The sequence below is a fragment of the Pseudomonas sp. DWP2-2 genome, from assembly GCF_049897065.1.
In the GTDB taxonomy this organism is placed as follows: Bacteria; Pseudomonadota; Gammaproteobacteria; order Pseudomonadales; family Pseudomonadaceae; genus Aquipseudomonas; species Aquipseudomonas paracarnis.
On sequence record NZ_JAFCVN010000005.1, the window covers coordinates 54,551 to 75,422 of the forward strand.

The following is a 20,872-nucleotide window of genomic DNA, read 5'->3' on the forward strand; positions in this document are numbered from 1 at the left end:
CCCCTATATTGTTTTTTACTTTTTTTATGTTCGGGGCCCCCGGGCGGCACCCCCCGCCCCCCCGGGGCCCGTTCAACAAATTGGGGGGGGGGGTTGCCCCGCGATGGCACCAGTACAGACAACGCAGACTGACTTAGTCTTCCAGCAACTCTTCAGCCTGACCCAGGATGTTTTCCAGGGTGAAACCGAACTCTTCGAACAACGCTGGCGCCGGCGCCGACTCACCGTAGGTGGTCATGCCGATCACACGGCCTTCCAGGCCCACGTACTTGTACCAGTAGTCGGCGTGAGCCGCCTCGATGGCGATACGCGCACTGACCTGCAACGGCAACACCGATTGCTTGTAGCCGGCGTCCTGGGCTTCGAACACGCTGGTGCACGGCATGGACACAACGCGAACGTTGCGGCCTTGCTCGGTCAGCTTGTCGTACGCCTGAACGGTCAGGCCCACTTCGGAACCGGTGGAGATCAGGATCAGCTCCGGCTCGCCGATGCAGTCCTTGAGCACATAACCGCCACGGCTGATGTCGGCGATCTGCGCGTCGGTACGCACCTGGTGCTGCAGGTTCTGACGCGAGAAGATCAGCGCCGAAGGGCCGTCCTTGCGCTCGATGGCGTGCTTCCAGGCCACGGCGGATTCCACGGCGTCGGCTGGGCGCCAGCAATCCAGGTTCGGCGTGGTGCGCAGGCTGGTCAATTGCTCGACCGGCTGGTGCGTCGGGCCGTCTTCGCCCAGGCCGATGGAGTCGTGGGTGTAGACGTGGATCACGCGCTTCTTCATCAGCGCCGCCATACGTACGGCGTTACGTGCGTATTCCATGAACATCAGGAAGGTTGCGCCGTATGGCACCAGGCCGCCGTGCAAGGACACGCCGTTCATGATGGCGCTCATGCCGAACTCGCGCACGCCGTAGTACATGTAGTTGCCGCTGGCGTCTTCGGCCGAGACACCTTTGCAACCCTTCCACAGGGTCAGGTTGGAACCGGCCAGGTCAGCCGAACCGCCGAGGAACTCAGGCAGCAACGGGCCAAAGGCGTTCAGGGTGTTCTGGCTGGCTTTACGGCTGGCGATGGTCTCGCCCTTGGCCGCGACTTCAGCGATGTAGGCCGAGGCCTTTTCCGAGAAGTCGGCAGGCAGGTCACCGGCCAGGCGGCGTACCAGCTCGTTGGCCAATTCAGGGAATTCGGCGGAGTACGCAGCGAAACGCTGGTCCCACTCGGATTCAGCCGCCAGGCCTTTTTCCTTGGCATCCCATTCGGCGTAGATGTCGGCCGGGATTTCGAACGGGCCGTGGTTCCACTTCAGCGCTTCGCGGGTCAGGGCGATTTCCGCGTCACCCAGCGGGGCGCCGTGGCAATCTTCTTTACCTTGCTTGTTCGGCGAGCCGAAACCGATGGTGGTCTTGCAGCAGATCAGGGTTGGCTGCGCGCTCTTGCGAGCGGTGTCGATGGCGATCTTGATTTCTTCCGGATCGTGGCCGTCGACGTTGCGGATCACCTGCCAGTTGTAGGCTTCGAAACGCTTTGGCGTGTCGTCGGTGAACCAGCCTTCGACTTCACCGTCGATGGAGATGCCGTTGTCATCGTAGAAGGCAATCAGCTTGCCCAGGCCCAGGGTACCGGCCAGGGAAGCGACTTCGTGGGAGATGCCTTCCATCATGCAGCCATCACCCAGGAATACGTAGGTGTGGTGGTCAACGATGTCGTGGCCGGGGCGGTTGAACTGCGCGCCCAGGACTTTTTCCGCCAGGGCGAAACCAACCGCATTGGCCAGGCCTTGGCCCAGGGGACCGGTGGTGGTCTCGACGCCCGGGGTGTAGCCGAATTCCGGGTGGCCCGGGGTGCGGCTGTGCAGCTGACGGAAGCTCTTGAGGTCGTCGATGGTGACATCGTAGCCGGTCAGGTGCAGCAGCGAATAAATCAGCATCGAGCCGTGGCCGTTGGACAGCACGAAGCGGTCACGGTCGGCGAACGACGGGTTGCTCGGGTTGTGTTTCAGGTAGTCACGCCAAAGTACCTCGGCGATATCCGCCATGCCCATCGGGGCACCGGGATGGCCGCTGTTGGCTTTTTGCACGGCATCCATGCTGAGGGCACGAATGGCGTTGGCACGCTCACGACGGCTGGGCATCGCTGATCTCCTGGAGTTTGCTGAAAAGAAACGGAAAAAAGGACCGGCATTTTCCCTCAGCCACCGCCTGCGGGCAATGACAGATAGTCACTTGAGGGCGTTTTTCCTGTGCTTTGGGCATCAATCCCTTGCAGAAACCTTTAACCGGTTCGTCTTAAGGTTATAGCGACGGCTTATAACCGCCACTTATCGTTCAATATCAAAACTTTTTGATATTGGCCTTGCGAGGATCTACACCCGTCACTAGACTGCTGGCCTTATGAACCTACCCGTGCCCTCCCTGCGTCCTGACGACGGCGATGAACTGGCTGCCTTGTGCAAGGCCGCTGGCGATCCGTTGCGCTTGAACGTACTGCGCGCACTGGCCAACGATTCTTTCGGAGTACTGGAGCTGGCGCAGATCTTCGCCATCGGCCAGTCCGGCATGAGCCACCATTTGAAGGTGCTGGCCCAGGCCGACCTGGTGGCCACCCGTCGCGAAGGTAATGCGATTTTCTACCGGCGTGCACTGCCCCATACCGAACTGCTTGGCGGCAAATTACACGCTGCCCTGCTCGAAGAAGTGGATAACTTGTGCCTGCCCGGCGATGTGCAATCGCGTATCGGCCAGGTGCACGGGCAACGCGCCGCCGCCAGCCAGGATTTTTTCTCACGGGTGGCCGATAAGTTTCGCGCCCAGCAGGATCTGATCGCCGGCTTGGCACAGTACCGCGAAAGCGTACTGGCGCTGCTGGACAAGCTGAGCTTCAGTGAAGAGGCCACGGCCTTGGAAGTCGGCCCTGGCGACGGCGGTTTCCTGCCCGAACTGGCGCGCCGCTTCGAGCAGGTGACCGCGCTGGATAACAGCCCGGCGATGCTTGAACTGGCGCGCCAACTCTGTGAGCGCGAAGCCTTGGGAAATGTGCGCCTGCAGTTGGCCGACGCCCTGAGTGACACCGGCCTGCGAGCCGATTGCGTGGTGCTGAACATGGTCTTGCACCATTTCGCCGCACCGGCAGAAGCTCTCAAGCAAATGGCCGGGTTGCTGCACCCCGGCGGTAGCCTCCTGGTTACGGATTTATGCAGCCACAACCAGAATTGGGCCAAGGAGGCCTGCGGTGATCTCTGGCTGGGTTTTGAACAGGACGATCTGGCCCGTTGGGCCACCGCTGCGGGACTCGTTCCCGGGGAAAGCCTCTATGTAGGTTTACGTAATGGTTTCCAGATTCAGGTCCGCCATTTTCAGCGACCGGCTGGCGACACTCACCATCGGTAAATATCAGGAAAACATCGAGATGAGCGAATACTCCCTTTTCACCTCCGAGTCCGTGTCTGAAGGGCATCCGGACAAAATCGCCGACCAGATTTCTGACGCGGTGCTGGACGCTATCATCGCTGAAGACAAGTTCGCCCGTGTGGCGTGCGAGACGCTGGTGAAAACGGGCGTGGCGATCATCGCCGGCGAAGTTACCACCACTGCCTGGGTCGACCTGGAGCAGATCGTGCGTGACGTAATCACCGACATTGGCTACAACAGCTCCGACGTCGGCTTTGACGGCGCAACCTGCGGTGTGATGAACATCATCGGCAAGCAGTCCCCGGACATCAACCAGGGCGTTGACCGGGCCAAGCCTGAAGACCAGGGCGCCGGCGACCAGGGCCTGATGTTCGGCTACGCCAGCAACGAAACCGACGTACTGATGCCCGCGCCGATTACCTTCTCGCACCAGCTGGTACAACGCCAGGCCGAGGCGCGTAAATCCGGCGTACTGCCATGGCTGCGCCCTGACGCCAAGTCCCAGGTGACCTGCCGCTACGAAGGCGGCAAAGTCGTGGGCATCGACGCCGTCGTACTGTCGACCCAGCACAACCCGGACGTGTCCTACGCCGACCTGCGTGAAGGCGTGATGGAGCTGATCGTCAAGCATGTGTTGCCTGCCGAACTGCTGACCAAGGACACCCAGTTCCACATCAACCCGACCGGCCAGTTCATCATCGGTGGCCCCGTGGGCGACTGCGGCCTGACCGGCCGCAAGATCATCGTCGACAGCTACGGCGGCATGGCCCGTCACGGCGGTGGTGCATTCTCCGGCAAGGACCCTTCCAAGGTTGACCGTTCTGCGGCTTACGCCGGTCGTTATGTGGCCAAGAACATCGTGGCTGCCGGCCTGGCCGAGCGCTGCGAAATCCAGGTTTCCTACGCCATTGGCGTGGCCCAGCCTACGTCGATCTCGCTGAACACCTTCGGCACCGGCAAGATCAGCGATGACAAGATCGTCAAGCTGGTGCGTGAGATCTTCGACCTGCGCCCTTACGCAATCACCACCATGCTCGACCTGCTGCACCCGATGTACCAGGAAACCGCAGCCTACGGCCACTTCGGCCGCACCCCTGCGCAGAAGACTGTGGGTGATGACACCTTCAGCACCTTCACCTGGGAAAAAACCGACCGCGCCAACGACCTGCGTACCGCCGCCGGCCTGTAATCGTTCGCGGCAAATAGAGCCCCGCCAGGTCTGCCTGGCGGGGCTTTTTGTTGCCTGCAGGACCACTTCGGGCTTTTTTGGATCCAAGGCTTGCAGGCCAAATGATGGCCCACTAGAATCCGCGCCCTCTCGGGCCCTTCACCTTATTTGGATATTGCACTGCGCCCGCCCGGGATGGATAAGCGCGCAGGCAATCGAACATTGAGGTTTTCATGCGCATTTCCACGCTCGCCCCTGCCGCCCTTCTGCTCAGCCTGTTCACCCTGTCGGCCCAGGCCGCTGACCTGAACGCTTTGAGCGGTGCCCTGAGTGCCCAGCTCGGTGGCGGCAATGCCGGCGACTGCCAGCAGCAACCCAAAGACCTGCAAGCCAAGATCGACGCGGCCAATGCCAAGAACGATCTGCTGAAAGTGCGGGCGTATGAGACTGCGTTGGAGCAGGTCAACAAAGCTTGCAACAAACTCGCCGACAGCCAGGCAAAAGTCGACGCCAAGCAGCAGAAGCAGCAGGCCAAGGCTGAAAACAATGATGCTGTGAAGGCCTTGGGCGGCCTGTTCAAGTAAACAGAAACACCCGGTAAAAAGCCCCGCTCGGTCGGGGCTTTTTTGTGGGCGCACGGATCACTTAGGCTGGCCCCCCTTTTCGAGCAAGGATGCTCATGATGCACGTATTACTGGCTGTTCTCATAAGCGCCGCACCCGCCTGGGCCTGGGCCGAAACCTGCCCCGATGACGTTCACTCACAGCTGGAAACCCTGTCCAGGCAAATCCAGCAGTGGGACGACAGCTACCATCGACAGGGCCAAGCCCTGATCAGCGATGAGCTCTACGACCAGGCCCGCAGACGCCTGGCGCATTGGCAAGAATGCACTCGCGAGCAGACACCCAAGCCTGATAACCCGCTGGCCAGTGCGCGCGGTACCTTACCTCACCCGGCCGCACACACTGGCCTGCAAAAGCTGCCGAGCGAGCCGGCCGTCAGTGACTGGCTCAGCACTCGACAGGATGTCTGGGTCCAACCCAAGGTCGATGGCGTTGCGGTGACACTGGTGTATCGCCAGGGCCGCTTGCATCAGCTCATCAGTCGGGGCGACGGCCTGCTTGGCCACGATTGGTCAGCCTCCGCCGTCAAGATCCCCGGCATTGTCCAACAGTTGCCCGACGCCGTTGATGTGGTGCTGCAAGGCGAACTCTATTGGCGCCTCAACCACCATGTGCAATCGCTCAAGGGCGGGCTCAATGCACGCAGCAAAGTGGCTGGCCTGATGAACCGTCGTCGGTTGAGCGATGCCGAGGCTGCCGGGATCGGCCTGTTCGTCTGGGCGTGGCCAGACGGCCCGACGGACTTCACCGAACACCTTGCCACCTTGGCGCGCTGGGGCTTCACCGATAGCCAACAGTACAGCCAACCCGTCAGCACCATCAGCGAAGCTGCGCATTGGCGCACGCATTGGTACAACGCGCCATTACCCTTCGCCAGCGACGGCGTGGTGCTGCACCAGGCTGCGCGAGCGCCCGCCGAGCGCTGGCAAGCCAGTGCGCCCTACTGGTCGGTTGCCTGGAAGTACCCGGCTATCAAGGCACTGGCCCTGGTGCGCAAGGTCGAGTTCAGGGTGGGACGTACCGGGCGTATTACACCTATCCTCGAATTGGAGCCCGTACGGCTGGATGATCGGCAGATCAGCCGAGTGAGCGTCGGCTCCCTGAAACGCTGGCAAGCCCTGGATATCCGCCCCGGCGATCACGTGTCGATCAGCCTGGCGGGCCAGGTCATACCGCGACTGGACGAGGTGATCCTGCGCAACGAGACACGCGTGGACGTGCAGGTACCCAACGCTCAAGACTTCCACGCCTTGAGCTGCTGGCAACTGGACCCTGGCTGCGAAGACCAACTGCTCGCCCGCCTCACCTGGCTGAGCGGTAAACACGGCCTGGCCTTGCCCCACATGGGGCGCGAAACCTGGAACGTATTGATCCAGGCCGGTCTAATCGCAGGCTTTCTCGATTGGTTGACACTTGATGCGGCCGAGCTTGCTACCATTGAGGGCTTAGGCGAGCGTACCCGTGCGCGGGTGCTCGACAGTATTCAAAGCGCCCGGCAACGCCCTTTTTCACTATGGCTCAAGGCCTTGGGCGTGCCGCCGGCGGCGCGCAACAACCTGGAAGGAGACTGGCAGACGCTGGTCGCCAAAGACACTCAAGCCTGGCTGGCCTCAGATGGCATCGGCCCGGGACGCGCGGCGCAACTCAGCGCTTTTTTTCGCGACCCGCAGGTACAAGCCTTGGCTGAAACATTACGCGGAGCCGGGATAGATGGGTTTTGATCCCCTCCCCCACCTGATTGCGAACCTGGAGTCTTATATGAAATTTCTCGCCCCCTTTGCCTTGCTGACCTTCGCGAGCTTCATGGCCACGCCGCTGTTGGCCGCCGAAGACGCACAACCCCTCACCGGCTGCGCCGCCAAGCGCCAGGCCATCAGCAGCCAGATCGAACAAGCCAAGGCCCACGGCAACAGCGCGCAACAGGCTGGCCTGGAAAAAGCCCTGGCCGAAGTTACCGCCCACTGCACCGATGCCGGCTTGAAGAAAGAACGTGAAAACAAGGTGCTCGACGCCAAGCACGAAGTCAGCCGCCGTCAGGCCGACCTCGACAAAGCCATGAAAAAAGGCGACCCGGACAAGATCAACAAGCGTAAGGAGAAACTGGCCGACTCGCGTAAAGAGCTGCAGGACGCAGTGGAAGAACTCGACCAGTAAAACCGATCAATGATCGCGGAACTGTTTATGGCAGGCGCTGCAGGCATCTTCAACTTTTTGCACCGGAGGTTGAAGGCTACTGGCTTTATAAGGCTGCACCTGGCTGGCGATCACCAATTCACCGGTGGCCGCCTCAAGTTCGCGGGCCAGTTGCTGGAACTGCGCCTGTTTTTGCCACACATCATCTTTGGCACTGGTGTGGTCTTCTTCGCGTACGCTCGGGAAATGTTTCCACGGTTCATGGGACAACGCATCCAGCTTGACCGCACCCTCGGCGAACTTGGCGCCATCAAATGGGATACGTCCGCGCAGCATGCCGCCCAGGTCTTCACCGGTCTTGAGCATCTGCTTGAAGATCGCCTTGCGCTGGCCCAGGGGGGAATTGGGATCAACACCGCCACAGGCAGACAAAGCCAGGCAGGCCAGCAATACAACGGTCAGTTTTTTTAACATCATCATGGCTTCAAGGTCACGGGAAACGGCGGCCAGTATCCTCGCACCGCCCACAAAGACCAATAGCCCTATTAATAATAAGGTTGCCCGGATGCAGTGAAGCGCGGGCAATCGTTTCAGGAATTGCTTGCATGAATGTCACCTTCAAACCCTGGGGCCGCCGCCTGGCTTGGGCTCTGCCAATGTTCGCGCTACTGGCCGGCTGCGATGCCGGTAAAGACACCGATAAAGAAGTTGCCCAGGAGCCAACCAAACCTCACGCCGTTGCCACCTATGTGAGCGCACCGTGGGAAGCCCTGCCGAGCGTTTCCGACAGCGACTTGCTCGCCGGGTTTGAATCCTGGCGCAGCGCCTGCCAGCGCCTCAAGGCCGACCCGATCTGGGGCCCGACCTGCGCGACAGCGGCCAGCGTACCGGGCGATGCCGTAGCGGTTCGTAGCTTTCTCAAGGAACACCTGGATGTCTTCGGCCTGCGTTCGGCCAACAACACGCCAAACGGCTTGATCACGGGTTATTACGAGCCGGTCTACCCCGGCAGCCTGACCAAGACCGCCACCGCCCATGTGCCGGTATACGGCGTGCCGGACGACCTGATTGTCGTCAACCTCGAAAGCATCTATCCGGAGCTCAAGGGCAAGCGCCTGCGCGGGCGCCTGGAAGGCCGTGTGCTCAAGCCGTATGACGACGCCAGCACTCTCAACAGCCAAGGCTCCACCGCCAAGCCGATCGCCTGGCTGACCGACCCGATGGACCTGCAGTTCCTGCAAATCCAGGGCTCGGGGCGTATTCAACTGGCCGGCGGGCGTCAACTGCGTGTGGGTTACGGCGACCAGAACGGCTACCCGTACCGCCCTATTGGCCGTTGGTTGGTGGAACAAGGCGAACTGAAAAAAGAAGACGTGACCATGGGCGCCATCAGCGCCTGGGCCAAGGCCCATCCGCAGCGCATTCCAGAACTGTTGGCGAGCAACCCCAGCTACGTATTCTTCAGCGCCCGCCCCGACAGCAACGAAGGCCCGCGCGGTTCGCTGAACGTGCCATTGACCGCTGGCTACAGTGTGGCAGTGGATCGCAAGGTGATTCCGCTGGGCAGCCTGTTGTGGTTGTCGACCACCAAACCAGACGGCACGCCACTGGCACGCCCCGTCGCCGCGCAGGATACCGGCGGCGCAATCACCGGAGAAGTGCGCGCAGATCTGTTCTGGGGCACAGGCAATGCCGCAGGCGAGTTGGCGGGGAATATGAAACAGCAAGGGCAGATCTGGATGCTGTGGCCCAAAGGCGCGGCGTTGCCCCAGGTGCCGGATGCGCCTGCCGGAACCTGACAATCACTGGCGCTTTTTTTAGGAGCGAGCTTGCTCGCGAAAAACGCACAGGCGCCGCGCTTACTCAGGAAGCACGCGTTATCGTTGACGTTCTTCGCGAGCAAGCTCGCTCCTACAACACCCCTTACATCGAAACGAAGAAGAAACTCGCAATCAACGCCATACCCACGGCCCACACCAGCGAACGCAAGATCGCCCAGTCCGCCAGGTAGCAAATGATGTACAGCAGGCGGCTGGTGATAAACAGCACTGCCAGCACGTTGATCGTCACCAGTTCGGCGTTGCCGGCCAGGTGCGCAATGATGACTGCAGCGGCAAACGCCGGGGTCACTTCGAAACTGTTGAGTTGCGCGCTATGAGCACGCTTGGCGACGCCTTCCAGGCTATCGAGGAAGGCACGCGGGTCGTGGTTATCCCGTGGCCCGAACTTGCCTGTGCTGAACTTGGCCACACCGGTGCAAATGTACGGCAGAAAGATTGCGATCAATACACACCATAAAGCGACTGTCATCACCGATTCCTTTTAGTTTTATCCGACGGTTAGAGTTTCATCACCAACATGCCAATCAACACCAACCCACAGGCTATGAGCCGTGGACGGCCAAAAGGTTCTTTCAAGTAACGCATGCCGAACAGCACCACCAGAATCACACTGACTTCGCGCAGCGCGGCGGCTTCGGCAATCGAGCCCAACTGCATGGCCCAAAGTACCAAAGCGTAGCTCAACAACACGCACAGCCCCACGCTCAAGCCCAACCGCCACTGGGTGCGCCAGAACAGGCTGAAGGCCGCACGCTTGCGCACCAGCGCCAGCAACGGAAACGGCCAGGCGCTGATCAGCGTCAGCCACACCAGATAATCCAGCGGATGCGACCAGCGCCGCAGCGCCTGCCCGTCCAGAAAGGTGTAGCAGCCGATGCACAGACCAATCAATACCACCACCGGTAGCATCGACCAGGGCAACCGGTCACCGCCGCCGCCCTGCCACAGCAGGCACACCATGCCGAACGGAATCAGCAGAATCCCCAGAATCTGCTGGGTATTCAATACTTCGCCGGCAAACACCAGGGTCAGCACCAGCACCACCAGCGGCGACAAACCGCGCATCAACGGATACACCAGGCCCAGGTCACCCACCCGATAGGCCTGGATCAACAAATAGCGATAGAGCAACTCAAACAACGCAGAAGCAATGATCCACGGCCAGATGTCCAGCGGCGGCCAGGACACGAAGCCCACCGCGAATACCACGAACAGCAGTGCCACACTGTCCATGCAGGCAATGACTAAAAGGCGCTCGCCACTGAACTTGATCAAGGTGTTCCACGTCGCATGCAACAGCGCCGCTACCAGCACCAGGGCTGTCGCTACCACCAGAACCTCCTTAATTGATACGTCATGTAACAGCACCTGTTTATACTAACTACCGATTCGACGCACCCCGTGCGCCTATATTTCCCTGCTCCAAGGACCCCGGATGCTTGAACTTGTCGCCGCCTTCATCTGCCTCACCACCCTGCTCACTTATGTGAACTTCCGCTTGATCGGCCTGCCGCCCACCATTGGCGTGATGGTCACCGCACTGTTGTTCTCGCTGATCCTGCAAGGCCTGAGCGTGCTCGGCTACCCAGGCCTGGAAGAACGTATCCAGCAGTTGATCGGCCAGATCGACTTCGGCGATTTGCTGATGAACTGGATGCTGTCGTTCCTGCTGTTCGCCGGCGCCTTGCACGTCAACTTGAACGACTTGCGCAGCTACCGCTGGCCCATCGGCCTGCTGGCAACCTTTGGCGTATTGATCGCCACCGTGGTCATCGGCAGCCTGGCGTACTACATCTTCGCCCTGTTTGGCTGGCACGTGAGTTTCCTTTACTGCCTGCTGTTCGGTGCCCTGATATCCCCTACCGATCCCATTGCGGTGCTCGGCGTGCTACGGACCGCCAATGCCTCCAAACCGCTGAAAACCACCATCGTCGGCGAATCGCTGTTCAATGACGGCACCGCCGTGGTGGTGTTTACCGTACTGCTGGGTATCGCGCAGTTGGGTGAGACGCCCACCGTGAGCGCCACGGCCATGCTGTTTGCCCACGAAGCCATTGGCGGCGTGCTGTTTGGCGGGCTGATCGGCTATCTCGTGTACCTGATGATCAAGAGCATCGAACAGCACCAGATCGAAGTCATGCTGACCCTCGCCCTGGTGATCGGCGGCTCGGCCATGGCCTCGGAGCTGCATGTGTCCGCACCGATTGCGATGGTGGTCGCGGGGCTGATCATCGGCAACCTGGGGCGCAAACTGGCGATGAACGACATGACGCGTCGCTACCTGGATGGTTTCTGGGAACTGCTCGATGACATGCTCAATGCCTTGCTGTTTGCGCTGATCGGCATGGAGCTGCTGCTATTGCCATTCAACTGGCTGCACGTGTTCGCGGCCAGCCTGCTGGCAGTGGCGATCCTGCTCTCGCGCCTGCTGACCGTGGCCCCGGCGATCCTGTTGCTGCGCCGTTGGCGCACGGTACCGCGCGGCACTATCCGTATCCTTACCTGGGGTGGCTTGCGCGGCGGGGTTTCGGTGGCACTGGCCTTGGCCCTGCCTCTGGGCCCGGAGCGTGACTTGTTGCTGAGCATCACCTACATCGTGGTGCTGTCTTCGATCCTGTTGCAGGGGTTGAGCATCGGCAAGCTGGTCAAGCACGTGACCCGGGACGAACCCCAGGCCACGCCTGAGCATCACTGATCCTTGTTGATCTGCTGCGGATGCCTCGGGTCCGCAGCCTTTTTACCTGGCAGGCTGCTTTCGCTGCGAACCTGCGCATGGCTGATCAACGCGAAGATGAAACTGCCGCCGATGATGTTGCCGGCCAGGGTCGGCCCGGCGAAGACCAGCCAGAAATCCTTCCATGGCAACTCGCCGGCAAATACCAGGTAGGACACTTCGGCTGAACCGACGACGATATGGGTGAAGTCACCCAGAGCCATGAAGTAGGTGATCAGAATGATGATCCACAGCTTGGCACTCTCCATCGACGGGATCATCCAGACCATGGTGGCGATCATCCAACCGGAGACGATGCCCTTGGCGAACATCTGCGCGGGGTCGTTCTCCATGACCTTGCGCCCGATCTCGAGGAAGGCCAGGTCGGTCTTGGTATCGAAGATCGGCAGGTGCAGCATCACGTATGCCACCAGCAAGGTGCCACACAGGTTGCCCACCAGCACCACTGACCACAGCCGCAACAGACGCCCGGCATTCGCCAGGGTTGGCTTGCTCATCACCGGTAGCACGGCGGTCAGGGTGTTTTCGGTAAACAGTTGCTGGCGTGCCAGGATCACCGCGAGGAAGCCCGCGCAGTAGCCGAAGCTGGCAATTACCTTGAAGGCTTCGCCCTCAGGCAGGCGTGAATTGAGCAGCCCCATGGCCATCAGTGACAAGCCCATGGTCAGCCCGGCTGCCAAGGCCGACCACCACAACGCGGCGACACTGCGCTCCAGCTCCTGGTCGCCCTGGGTACGAATGATTTCGTGCAATACCGCTGCGCGGGGCGGCTGGTTCTTGTCGACGTCCTGCTGCTCTTCCTGGGACAGGTTGGGGGTCTTGCCGTCTTCTTGCGTAGCCATGGTGATACCTGAACGGGGGGCGATGTTCAGGTACGACCTATGGTTGATGAAGAGCGTTCACTGGTCCTGCGCGGGATTACTCGCTGAGGCCGTCTTCCTGGAACTGATCCTTGACGTACTTGATCTCTGTACGGCCGTGAGGCGCGGGCAAACCGTCTTCGCCGAGGTTGACGAAGACCATTTTTTCTACCGTCAGGATGCTTTTGCGCGTGATCTTGTTACGCACTTCACAGGTCAGGGTAATAGAGGTACGACCAAACTCGGTGGCCGTGATCCCCAGCTCGATGATGTCGCCCTGGCGCGAGGCGCTGACAAAGTTGATTTCCGAGATGTACTTGGTGACCACGCGCTGGTTGCCGAGTTGGACAATGGCGTAGATGGCCGCTTCTTCGTCGATCCAGCGCAACAGACTGCCGCCGAACAGTGTGCCGTTGGGGTTGAGGTCTTCGGGTTTTACCCATTTGCGGGTGTGGAAGTTCATGGTCACTCCAAAGCGTCTTGCCAAATGATAGGCAACATCATGGCAGAGCAAGGACCCAAGCTCTATGAACCATTAGCTATCAAGCCCATGAACGATCTTCATGCCGCCGACAGAAAGGCTTGGGAAGTGCCGCTTACACGGCTATAATCGCCTCCGCTTCAAAACGGTCATCTTCGATTGATACCGTTCTCCCGCCACCTGTCCGAGGGGCGCTGCAGCAGGTTCAACCTGTCAGGCTCGGATGGGGCGTTGTCCGGCCTGGTTGCCCTGGCCTGATACTAAACGCACAACGGCGCCCATTCGCACACTACGAATGGAGGCTCTCTATGAGCGCTGTAATGACGCCTGCAGATTTCAACGACTACAAAGTCGCCGACATGTCCCTTGCTGCCTGGGGCCGTCGCGAAACCTTTATCGCCGAATCCGAAATGCCAGCCCTGATGGGCCTGCGCCGCAAGTACGCCGCTGAGCAGCCGCTCAAGGGCGCCAAGATTCTCGGCTGCATCCACATGACCATCCAGACTGCCGTGCTGATCGAAACCCTGGTTGCTCTGGGTGCCGAAGTGCGTTGGTCGTCCTGCAATATCTTCTCGACTCAAGACCAGGCCGCTGCCGCTATCGCTGCTGCCGGTATCCCGGTATTCGCCTGGAAAGGCGAGACCGAAGAAGAGTACGAGTGGTGCCTGGAGCAAACCATCCTCAAAGATGGCGCGCCTTGGGATGCCAACATGATCCTTGACGACGGCGGCGACCTCACCGAGTTGCTGCACAAGAAATACCCGCAGATCCTCGACCGCGTCCACGGCGTGACCGAAGAGACCACCACCGGCGTACACCGCCTGCTGGACATGCTGGCCAAGGGCGAGCTGAAAATCCCGGCCATCAACGTCAACGACTCGGTGACCAAGAGCAAGAACGACAACAAGTACGGCTGCCGTCACAGCCTGAACGATGCGATCAAGCGCGGCACCGACCACCTGCTGTCGGGCAAGCAAGCCCTGGTGATCGGCTACGGTGACGTGGGCAAGGGCTCGTCCCAGTCCCTGCGTCAGGAAGGCATGATCGTCAAGGTCTCCGAAGTCGACCCGATCTGCGCCATGCAAGCCTGCATGGACGGTTTCGAAGTGGTTTCGCCGTTCATCAACGGCCAGAACGACGGCACCGAAGCCAGCATCGACAAAGCCCTGCTGGGCAAGATCGACCTGATCGTCACCACCACCGGTAACGTGAATGTGTGCGATGCGAACATGCTCAAGGCCCTGAAGAAGCGCGCCGTTGTCTGCAACATCGGTCACTTCGACAATGAGATCGACACCGCTTTCATGCGCAAGAACTGGGCATGGGAAGAAGTGAAGCCGCAGGTACACAAGGTTCACCGTACCGGCGCTGGTGATTTCGACCCACAGAACGATGACTACCTGATCCTGCTGGCCGAAGGCCGCCTGGTGAACCTGGGCAACGCCACTGGTCACCCAAGCCGCATCATGGATGGCTCGTTCGCCAACCAGGTGCTGGCGCAGATCTTCCTGTTCGAACAGAAGTACGCCGACCTGTCGCCAGCCCAGAAAGCCGAGCGCCTGACTGTGGAAGTACTGCCGAAGAAACTCGACGAAGAAGTGGCCCTGGAAATGGTCCGCGGCTTCGGCGGCGTGGTGACTCAACTGACCAAGACCCAGGCCGACTACATCGGCGTGACGGTTGAAGGCCCGTTCAAGCCGCACGCTTACCGCTACTGATCGGCCTTGCTGGCGCCGGCTCTTCTGTGGGAGCCGGGCTTGCCCGCGATGCAGACGCCTCGGTGTTCCAGTAACACCGAGCGGATGCTATCGCAGGCAAGCCAGCTCCCACAGAAAGCCAGGCACCCGCATCGATTGTGTATGCCTTCCAGGCTTTCGAGTTTCCAAGGGTATGACCATGTCCCAAGACCGTCGCTACAGCTTCGAGTTCTTCCCGACCAAGACCGATGCTGGGCATGAAAAACTGATGGCAACTGCCAAGCAGTTGGCCAGCTTCAGCCCTGACTTCTTCTCCTGCACCTACGGCGCTGGCGGTTCGACCCGTGATCGCACGATCAACACCGTGTTGCAGCTTGAAAGTGAAGTCAAAGTTCCCGCCGCTCCGCATTTGTCCTGCGTGGGCGACAGCAAGGCCGACCTGCGTAGCCTGCTGACCCAATACAAAGCCGCCGGCATCAAGCGCATCGTTGCCCTGCGTGGCGACCTGCCATCGGGTATGGGCATGGCCAGCGGTGAGCTGCGCTACGCCAACGATCTGGTGAGCTTCATCCGCGAAGAAAGTGGCGATCACTTCCATGTCGAAGTAGCCGCTTACCCGGAGATGCACCCCCAGGCGCGCAATTTCGAAGACGATTTGCAGAACTTCGTGCGCAAGGCCAATGCCGGCGCCGACAGTGCGATCACCCAGTATTTCTTCAACGCCGACAGCTACTTCTACTTCGTCGAGCGTGTACGGGCGATGGGCGTGAACATCCCGATCGTGCCGGGCATCATGCCGATCACCAATTACAGCAAGCTGGCGCGCTTCTCCGACGCCTGCGGTGCCGAGATCCCGCGCTGGGTGCGCAAGCAACTGGAAGCCTATGGCGATGACGTCAAAAGCATCCAGGCGTTCGGCGAGCAGGTCATCACCGAGATGTGTGAGCAATTGTTGCAAGGTGGTGCACCAGGGTTGCATTTCTATACCCTGAACCAGGCTGAACCCAGCCTTGCCATCTGGAACAACCTCAAGCTGCCACGTTAACGCTTGACCGGTTGTACCAAGGCCCTCGTTCTGACGAGGGCCTTTGTCGTTTTACGTTACCCACGGAACCCCGCAGTCCATGAATACAGTGCCCTCGACGTCCCGCCCGCAACTGGTCTACCTGGTCTTCGGCGCCGACACCTACCATCAGGAAGCCGTATTCAGCATCGCCAGCGCACTGGCATTCCTGCAGGACACGCCGGACGCGAACATCGACATTCAGGTATTCAGCGACAACCCCGAACCCTATCGCTTGCTGCCGGTGCGCGTCCGCCCGCTGGACGAGGCCACCCGCAAACGCTGGAGCGAGCCCCACGGCTATCACTTTCGCACCAAACACGTGGTGCTGCGCCAGGTGCTGCAAGAATCCCCGGTAGCATTGCTCATCGACACCGACACCTTCTTCCATCATTCGCCCATGGCCCTGTTCGAACGCGTACAGCCCGGCACCCTGCTGTGCAACGCTTTCTACACCAAGTACGGCGACAATCACGAAAGCATCCTCTACACCGCCCTGCGCCAGCGCCTGCTGGACATGGGCGTGGCCGACGATGACATGATGACCCTCAACTCCGGCGTCATGGGCCTGACCCAACAGGATGCGCACATCCTCGACCACTCCATCGAGTTGATGGATGAACTGTTCCCCCACGCCCAGGGCGCCTACACCCTGGAAGAGTTCTGCCTGTCCATCGCCGCCTACCGTACCCTCAAGGTGCGCGAGTGCCCGGACCTGATCCACCACTACTGGAGCCGCAAACAGCTGTTCCGGGCCAAGGTCAAGGCGTGGATCGCCAAGCACGCCAGCGCGCCCACCAGTGTGCAAGCCCTGGCCGATACGCGCCAAGTCTCCTCGCACCTGCCGCGCCCGCCGCGTTTGCAGCGTTTGATGTACAAGCTGATCACCCTGCTGCTGCCCAAGCATCAGCAACAGTTCATCCGCGAGATTCTCTACGGCTGCTACGAACACGAAAACGAGTTCGACCAGGCGTGCGGCCCGGTTTGGTGGGACAAGGCCCGACAAAACCAGGAAGAACGCCAGAAGCGCCCGATTGATGCCCACCAGTTGGAACACTGGTTCGCCAACCCCGTGGTGCGTTTGATTCTGGGTGAGCGCCGGGCCGCGATCCACGAACACCTGCTGAACGCTCCCGCGAAGTAAGACCGCCCGCCAATGCGCGTGCCAGAGCTTCTCTTTCTTCGGGGAGCGTCGTAACCTCAGGGTATGCCCGTCCTCTTCAAGCTGTTGACCGCTGTGCTGTTTTCTTGCCTGAGCCTGGCCGCTCATGGCGAGAAACTGCGCATTGTCACCGAACCCTGGGCGCCCTATGTCTACGAAGACAACGGCACCATGGCCGGCCTGGATTATGAAACCACCCTGATCGTGTTCCAGCGCCTGGGGGTGGAGGTGCAATGGCAGTTCCTGCCCTGGAAGCGCTGCTTGGCGATGCTCGAGCAGGGCCACGCCGACGGCGCGCTGGATATCTTTCACAGCCAGGAGCGCGACGCGTTGCTGCTCTATCCCAGCGAGCCGTTGTCGGAAGTCGAATTTGTCTTGTTCTATGCCAACGAACGCCCTCACCCCGCCGCCACGCTCGACGACCTGCGCGGCCTGACCGTTGGCGTTTCCCCTGGCTACCTTTATGGCGACGCGTTCAGTAAGTCCAACACCTTCCAGCGCGAACCCGCCCCCAGCCATGAAGCCAACTTTGGCAAACTCATGCTGGGGCGCGTCGATATGGTGGTGACTGACCGGCGCGTGGGGCACCACGTGCTCAAGGCCCTGGGCCTGGAAGGTAAAGTCAGCCAGGCATCGGTGGTGGTCAGCCGCCAGCAGCAATTTCTTGCGGTACGCCGTGGCGCAGGCATGGACCTGCTGGTGCAACGCTTTGCCGCCGAGCTCAAGCGCTTCAAGCAAGAGCCCGCCTATGCCACATTGAGCGCCAAATATGGCCGGATGCACGAGCAAACGGCACCCATACCAGCCCCCGAACACGCCGTTGAGCAGCAGGAAAGCAGCGCGCAGTGATTGCTCTGTTATACTGCGGCCTTTCCGCCAGGCTTACGCCCGGCCGCTCGGGTCTTGAAAACGGCACCCAACCCAGCTACTGCGCAGCTTTGCAGCCCGCGCGAGCCGGTGGAGTGCCCGCCAGACGCAGCAGGACCGGACGGGGTTGCGCTCCCCTAAGCGCCATTCACGCCCGGCAAGATTATCCCTTTGGGCCAAGCCCTAACTAAAACAGGATTACTCATGTCCTTTGCTTCCCTCGGTCTCTCCGAGGCTTTAGTCCGCGCCATCGAGGCAGCGGGCTATACCGAGCCTACTCCGGTGCAACAGCGGGCCATTCCCGCCGTGTTGCAAGGTCGCGACCTGATGGTCGCGGCTCAGACAGGTACTGGTAAAACCGGCGGTTTCGCCCTCCCGATCCTGGAGCGGTTGTTTCCCAACGGTCACCCGGACAAATCCCAACGTCACGGCCCGCGCCAACCGCGTGTACTGGTCCTGACCCCAACCCGCGAACTCGCCGCTCAGGTGCACGACAGCTTCAAGCTGTATGCCCGCGACTTGAAGTTCGTCAGCGCCTGCATCTTCGGCGGCGTCGGCATGAACCCTCAGGTTCAGGCCATGTCCCGTGGCGTCGATGTACTGGTGGCCTGCCCGGGTCGCTTGCTCGACCTGTGCGGCCAAGGCAGCGTCGATTTGTCCCACGTGGAAATCCTCGTGCTGGACGAAGCCGACCGCATGCTCGACATGGGCTTTGTCCATGACGTGAAAAAGGTCCTCGCCCGCCTGCCGGCCAAACGTCAGAACCTGCTGTTCTCGGCAACGTTCTCCAACGACATCACCGCCCTGGCCGGCAAGCTGCTGCACAACCCGGAGCGCATCGAAGTCACGCCGCCCAACACCACGGTCGAGCGTATCGAGCAACGCGTGTTCCGCCTTGCCGCCAGCCACAAGCGCTCGCTGCTGGCGCACCTGATCACCCAGGGTGCCTGGGAACAGGTGCTGGTGTTCACCCGCACCAAGCACGGCGCCAACCGCCTGGCCGAGTACCTGGACAAGCACGGCCTCACCGCCGTCGCCATCCACGGCAACAAGAGCCAGAACGCGCGCACCAAAGCCCTGGCCGACTTCAAGGCCGGCAGCGTGCGTATCCTGGTGGCCACCGATATCGCCGCACGCGGCCTGGATATCGACCAGTTACCACACGTGGTCAACTTCGAGCTGCCAAACGTCGATGAAGACTATGTGCACCGTATCGGCCGTACGGGCCGTGCCGGTCGTTCGGGCGAGGCCATTTCGCTGGTCGCGCCGGACGAAGAAAAACTGCTGAAAAGCATCGAGCGCATGACCAAGCAGAAAATCGCCGATGGCGACCTGATGGGCTTCGATGCCAGCGCCGTGGAGGCCGAGAAGCCAGAAGCGCGCGAGCGTCCGGATGTGCGCAACCCGCGCAACCCACGTGGTCCGAAGGGCGATGGCCCGAACGGCGGCGGTGGTGGCGGTGGTCGTCGCGACAAAGGCAAGGACAAGGGCAAGGAAAAATCCGCGACCAGCAGCCGTGGCGAACGCCCGGCCCGTGAGCAGAAGCCCCGTGAAGGCACCCCGGCCCGCGAACAGCGCCAGCCGAGCCAGCCGCCACGCGCCGCGGCCGACCGCGCCCCGGACGAGTTCCTTGACGACGATATCGATAACTTCGGTAACCGCGTCGACTACGTGCCCCAGGCCAAACCGGCCCAGGGCCGTGGCCGTCGCCCAGGGGCTCCTGCCCAGGGCGCAGGCGCTCCACGTAGCGGCCAGCCGCAGGGCGGTCGCCAGAACGCCCCGCGCAACAGCAGCGGCGGCACCACCGGTACCCCGCCTGCCAAGCGCAGCGGCCCGCGCAATGGCGCACCGCGTGACGGCCAGGCCCGTCGCGAAGATTCACGCAGCAACAACCGCCGCCCTGCCCGTGACGATCAGCCTCGCTCGTCCGAGCCTGCAGTACAAAACCCACGGGGTGGCCCGGCGCCGAAGATCATCCACAAGGAGTCGAAAGCGGATCGCTTCCCGACACCTGAGCAGTTGGATCAACTGCCAGGCCGCCCTCGTGGTGAGAAACCAGCGCTGCTGACTCGCAACCGCGAAGCATAAAAAAAACCCGTATCGTGAGATACGGGTTTTTTTTGCCTGTAGGAGCTAGCTCGCGAAGGTCGTCAACGATAACGCGGGCATCCTGGTTTAACGCGGTGTCCTTGCGGCCTTCGCGAGCAAGCTCGCTCCTACATACGAAGCATTACTTCGCTTTCACACCTTCAAACGTGATGTACAACTGCACGTTGTCAGACTGTGGACCTACGTCCATGCCGTCCTTGTTGAATTCCTTGCGGCTGATGTTGGTGGTGCCTTCGAAGCCGGCACGGTAGCCGCCCCATGGATCCTTGCCTTCGCCCAGGAACGTGGCTTTGACCAGGATCGGCTTGGTCACGCCGTGGAAGGTCAGGTCCCCGGTCACATCAGCAGTCAGCTTGCCATCAGCATTTTTGCCAGTTGGCTTGACGCTGGTAGAAACGAACTTGGCATCAGGGAATTTGCCCGACTCCAGGAAGTCCTTGCTGTTGACGTGCTTGTCGCGCTCGGCGTGGTTGGAGAACACGCTGGCAGTACGCACGTTGACTTCAATCTTGGCGTCTTCGGGCTTGGCGGCGTCAAAGCTGAACTTGCCATCCAGGTCCTTGAAGGTACCGGTGATGTAGCTGTAACCCAGGTGGCTGATTTTGAAATCGACGAAGGCGTGCTGGCCTTCCTTGTCGATCACGTAGTCAGCGGCCATCGCCGAACCTGCGGACAGCAGGGCAGAACCGATTGCCAGCGCAGCGAGTGTTTTTTTCAACATGCTTTC

Annotated in this window: 19 protein-coding genes and 1 riboswitch; of the genes, 12 read left to right on the top strand and 7 right to left on the bottom strand. The window is 60.9% G+C overall.

The window, feature by feature from the left end:
• Positions 1-133: 133 nt before the first annotated feature.
• A complete protein-coding gene (gene tkt, locus ACP7CZ_RS12920) occupies positions 134-2,131 on the bottom strand; it encodes a transketolase (RefSeq protein ID WP_034128906.1) in 1,998 nt (665 codons plus the stop codon).
• Positions 2,132-2,390: 259 nt separating this feature from the next.
• On the opposite strand from tkt, the gene ACP7CZ_RS12925 reads away from it, so the two are divergent.
• The 5 genes from ACP7CZ_RS12925 to ACP7CZ_RS12945 all read left to right on the top strand — a co-directional run bounded on the left by ACP7CZ_RS12925 (position 2,391) and on the right by ACP7CZ_RS12945 (position 7,352).
• Positions 2,391-3,386: an ArsR/SmtB family transcription factor gene (locus ACP7CZ_RS12925; RefSeq protein ID WP_054899040.1), complete on the top strand. Its 996-nt coding sequence runs from the start codon at positions 2,391-2,393 to the stop codon at positions 3,384-3,386.
• Between the two features lie 19 nt (positions 3,387-3,405).
• Positions 3,406-4,596, top strand: coding sequence for a methionine adenosyltransferase (gene metK, locus ACP7CZ_RS12930; protein WP_003194964.1), 1,191 nt, complete (start codon positions 3,406-3,408; stop codon positions 4,594-4,596).
• A gap of 212 nt (positions 4,597-4,808) precedes the next feature.
• Positions 4,809-5,159, top strand: coding sequence for a DUF1090 family protein (locus ACP7CZ_RS12935; RefSeq protein WP_057976504.1), 351 nt, complete (start codon positions 4,809-4,811; stop codon positions 5,157-5,159).
• A 95-nt stretch (positions 5,160-5,254) separates the two neighbouring features.
• Positions 5,255-6,919 (top strand): NAD-dependent DNA ligase LigB, encoded by a 1,665-nt coding sequence (gene ligB, locus ACP7CZ_RS12940; RefSeq protein WP_057976502.1) that lies wholly within the window; start codon positions 5,255-5,257, stop codon positions 6,917-6,919.
• A 37-nt stretch (positions 6,920-6,956) separates the two neighbouring features.
• Entirely contained in the window at positions 6,957-7,352 is a 396-nt protein-coding gene (locus tag ACP7CZ_RS12945; RefSeq protein WP_034129072.1) for a DUF1090 domain-containing protein, read from the top strand.
• Between the two features lie 6 nt (positions 7,353-7,358).
• Here ACP7CZ_RS12945 and ACP7CZ_RS12950 read toward each other — a convergent pair whose 3' ends face one another.
• Positions 7,359-7,808: a c-type cytochrome gene (locus ACP7CZ_RS12950; RefSeq protein ID WP_054922352.1), complete on the bottom strand. Its 450-nt coding sequence runs from the start codon at positions 7,806-7,808 to the stop codon at positions 7,359-7,361.
• A gap of 128 nt (positions 7,809-7,936) precedes the next feature.
• Here ACP7CZ_RS12950 and mltA point away from each other — a divergent pair, with 128 nt between their 5' ends.
• Complete coding sequence (mltA, locus tag ACP7CZ_RS12955; RefSeq protein ID WP_034128910.1) at positions 7,937-9,130, top strand: murein transglycosylase A; 1,194 nt, start codon at positions 7,937-7,939, stop codon at positions 9,128-9,130.
• A gap of 124 nt (positions 9,131-9,254) precedes the next feature.
• On the opposite strand, the gene ACP7CZ_RS12960 is transcribed toward mltA, so the two are convergent.
• Together ACP7CZ_RS12960 and ACP7CZ_RS12965 are read right to left on the bottom strand one after the other, a co-directional pair.
• Entirely contained in the window at positions 9,255-9,641 is a 387-nt protein-coding gene (locus ACP7CZ_RS12960; RefSeq protein ID WP_034128911.1) for an MAPEG family protein, read from the bottom strand.
• A 29-nt stretch (positions 9,642-9,670) separates the two neighbouring features.
• A complete protein-coding gene (locus ACP7CZ_RS12965) occupies positions 9,671-10,504 on the bottom strand; it encodes an EamA family transporter (protein ID WP_054899037.1) in 834 nt (277 codons plus the stop codon).
• Between the two features lie 103 nt (positions 10,505-10,607).
• Here ACP7CZ_RS12965 and ACP7CZ_RS12970 point away from each other — a divergent pair, with 103 nt between their 5' ends.
• Positions 10,608-11,867 (top strand): cation:proton antiporter, encoded by a 1,260-nt coding sequence (locus ACP7CZ_RS12970; RefSeq protein WP_294195680.1) that lies wholly within the window; start codon positions 10,608-10,610, stop codon positions 11,865-11,867.
• Here the strand turns inward: ACP7CZ_RS12970 and ACP7CZ_RS12975 are convergent.
• Both ACP7CZ_RS12975 and ACP7CZ_RS12980 read right to left on the bottom strand, forming a co-directional pair.
• Positions 11,861-12,748, bottom strand: a complete 888-nt coding sequence (locus tag ACP7CZ_RS12975; protein WP_034128914.1) for a formate/nitrite transporter family protein — start codon at positions 12,746-12,748, stop codon at positions 11,861-11,863. The genes ACP7CZ_RS12970 and ACP7CZ_RS12975 overlap by 7 nt on opposite strands.
• Positions 12,749-12,824: 76 nt before the next feature.
• A complete protein-coding gene (locus tag ACP7CZ_RS12980) occupies positions 12,825-13,229 on the bottom strand; it encodes an acyl-CoA thioesterase (protein WP_034128915.1) in 405 nt (134 codons plus the stop codon).
• Positions 13,230-13,427: 198 nt separating this feature from the next.
• Positions 13,428-13,534, top strand: a riboswitch (S-adenosyl-L-homocysteine riboswitch).
• Between the two features lie 21 nt (positions 13,535-13,555).
• Here ACP7CZ_RS12980 and ahcY point away from each other — a divergent pair.
• From ahcY to ACP7CZ_RS13005, 5 genes are all read left to right on the top strand, one after another.
• On the top strand, positions 13,556-14,965 hold the full coding sequence (ahcY, locus tag ACP7CZ_RS12985; protein ID WP_034128916.1) for an adenosylhomocysteinase: 1,410 nt from the start codon (positions 13,556-13,558) through the stop codon (positions 14,963-14,965).
• 178 nt (positions 14,966-15,143) lie between these two features.
• On the top strand, positions 15,144-15,989 hold the full coding sequence (metF, locus tag ACP7CZ_RS12990) for a methylenetetrahydrofolate reductase [NAD(P)H] (RefSeq protein ID WP_034129073.1): 846 nt from the start codon (positions 15,144-15,146) through the stop codon (positions 15,987-15,989).
• Positions 15,990-16,068: 79 nt separating this feature from the next.
• Complete coding sequence (locus ACP7CZ_RS12995) at positions 16,069-17,151, top strand: hypothetical protein (RefSeq protein ID WP_034128917.1); 1,083 nt, start codon at positions 16,069-16,071, stop codon at positions 17,149-17,151.
• A gap of 63 nt (positions 17,152-17,214) precedes the next feature.
• Entirely contained in the window at positions 17,215-18,018 is an 804-nt protein-coding gene (locus ACP7CZ_RS13000; RefSeq protein ID WP_034128918.1) for a substrate-binding periplasmic protein, read from the top strand.
• Between the two features lie 222 nt (positions 18,019-18,240).
• Positions 18,241-20,124 (top strand): DEAD/DEAH box helicase, encoded by a 1,884-nt coding sequence (locus tag ACP7CZ_RS13005; protein ID WP_054897559.1) that lies wholly within the window; start codon positions 18,241-18,243, stop codon positions 20,122-20,124.
• 142 nt (positions 20,125-20,266) lie between these two features.
• Here the strand turns inward: ACP7CZ_RS13005 and ACP7CZ_RS13010 are convergent, their stop codons facing one another.
• Positions 20,267-20,866 carry a YceI family protein gene (locus ACP7CZ_RS13010; protein WP_014720298.1) on the bottom strand — a complete coding sequence of 200 codons (600 nt, stop codon included), beginning with the start codon at positions 20,864-20,866 and terminating at the stop codon, positions 20,267-20,269.
• Between the last annotated feature and the right edge of the window lie 6 nt (positions 20,867-20,872).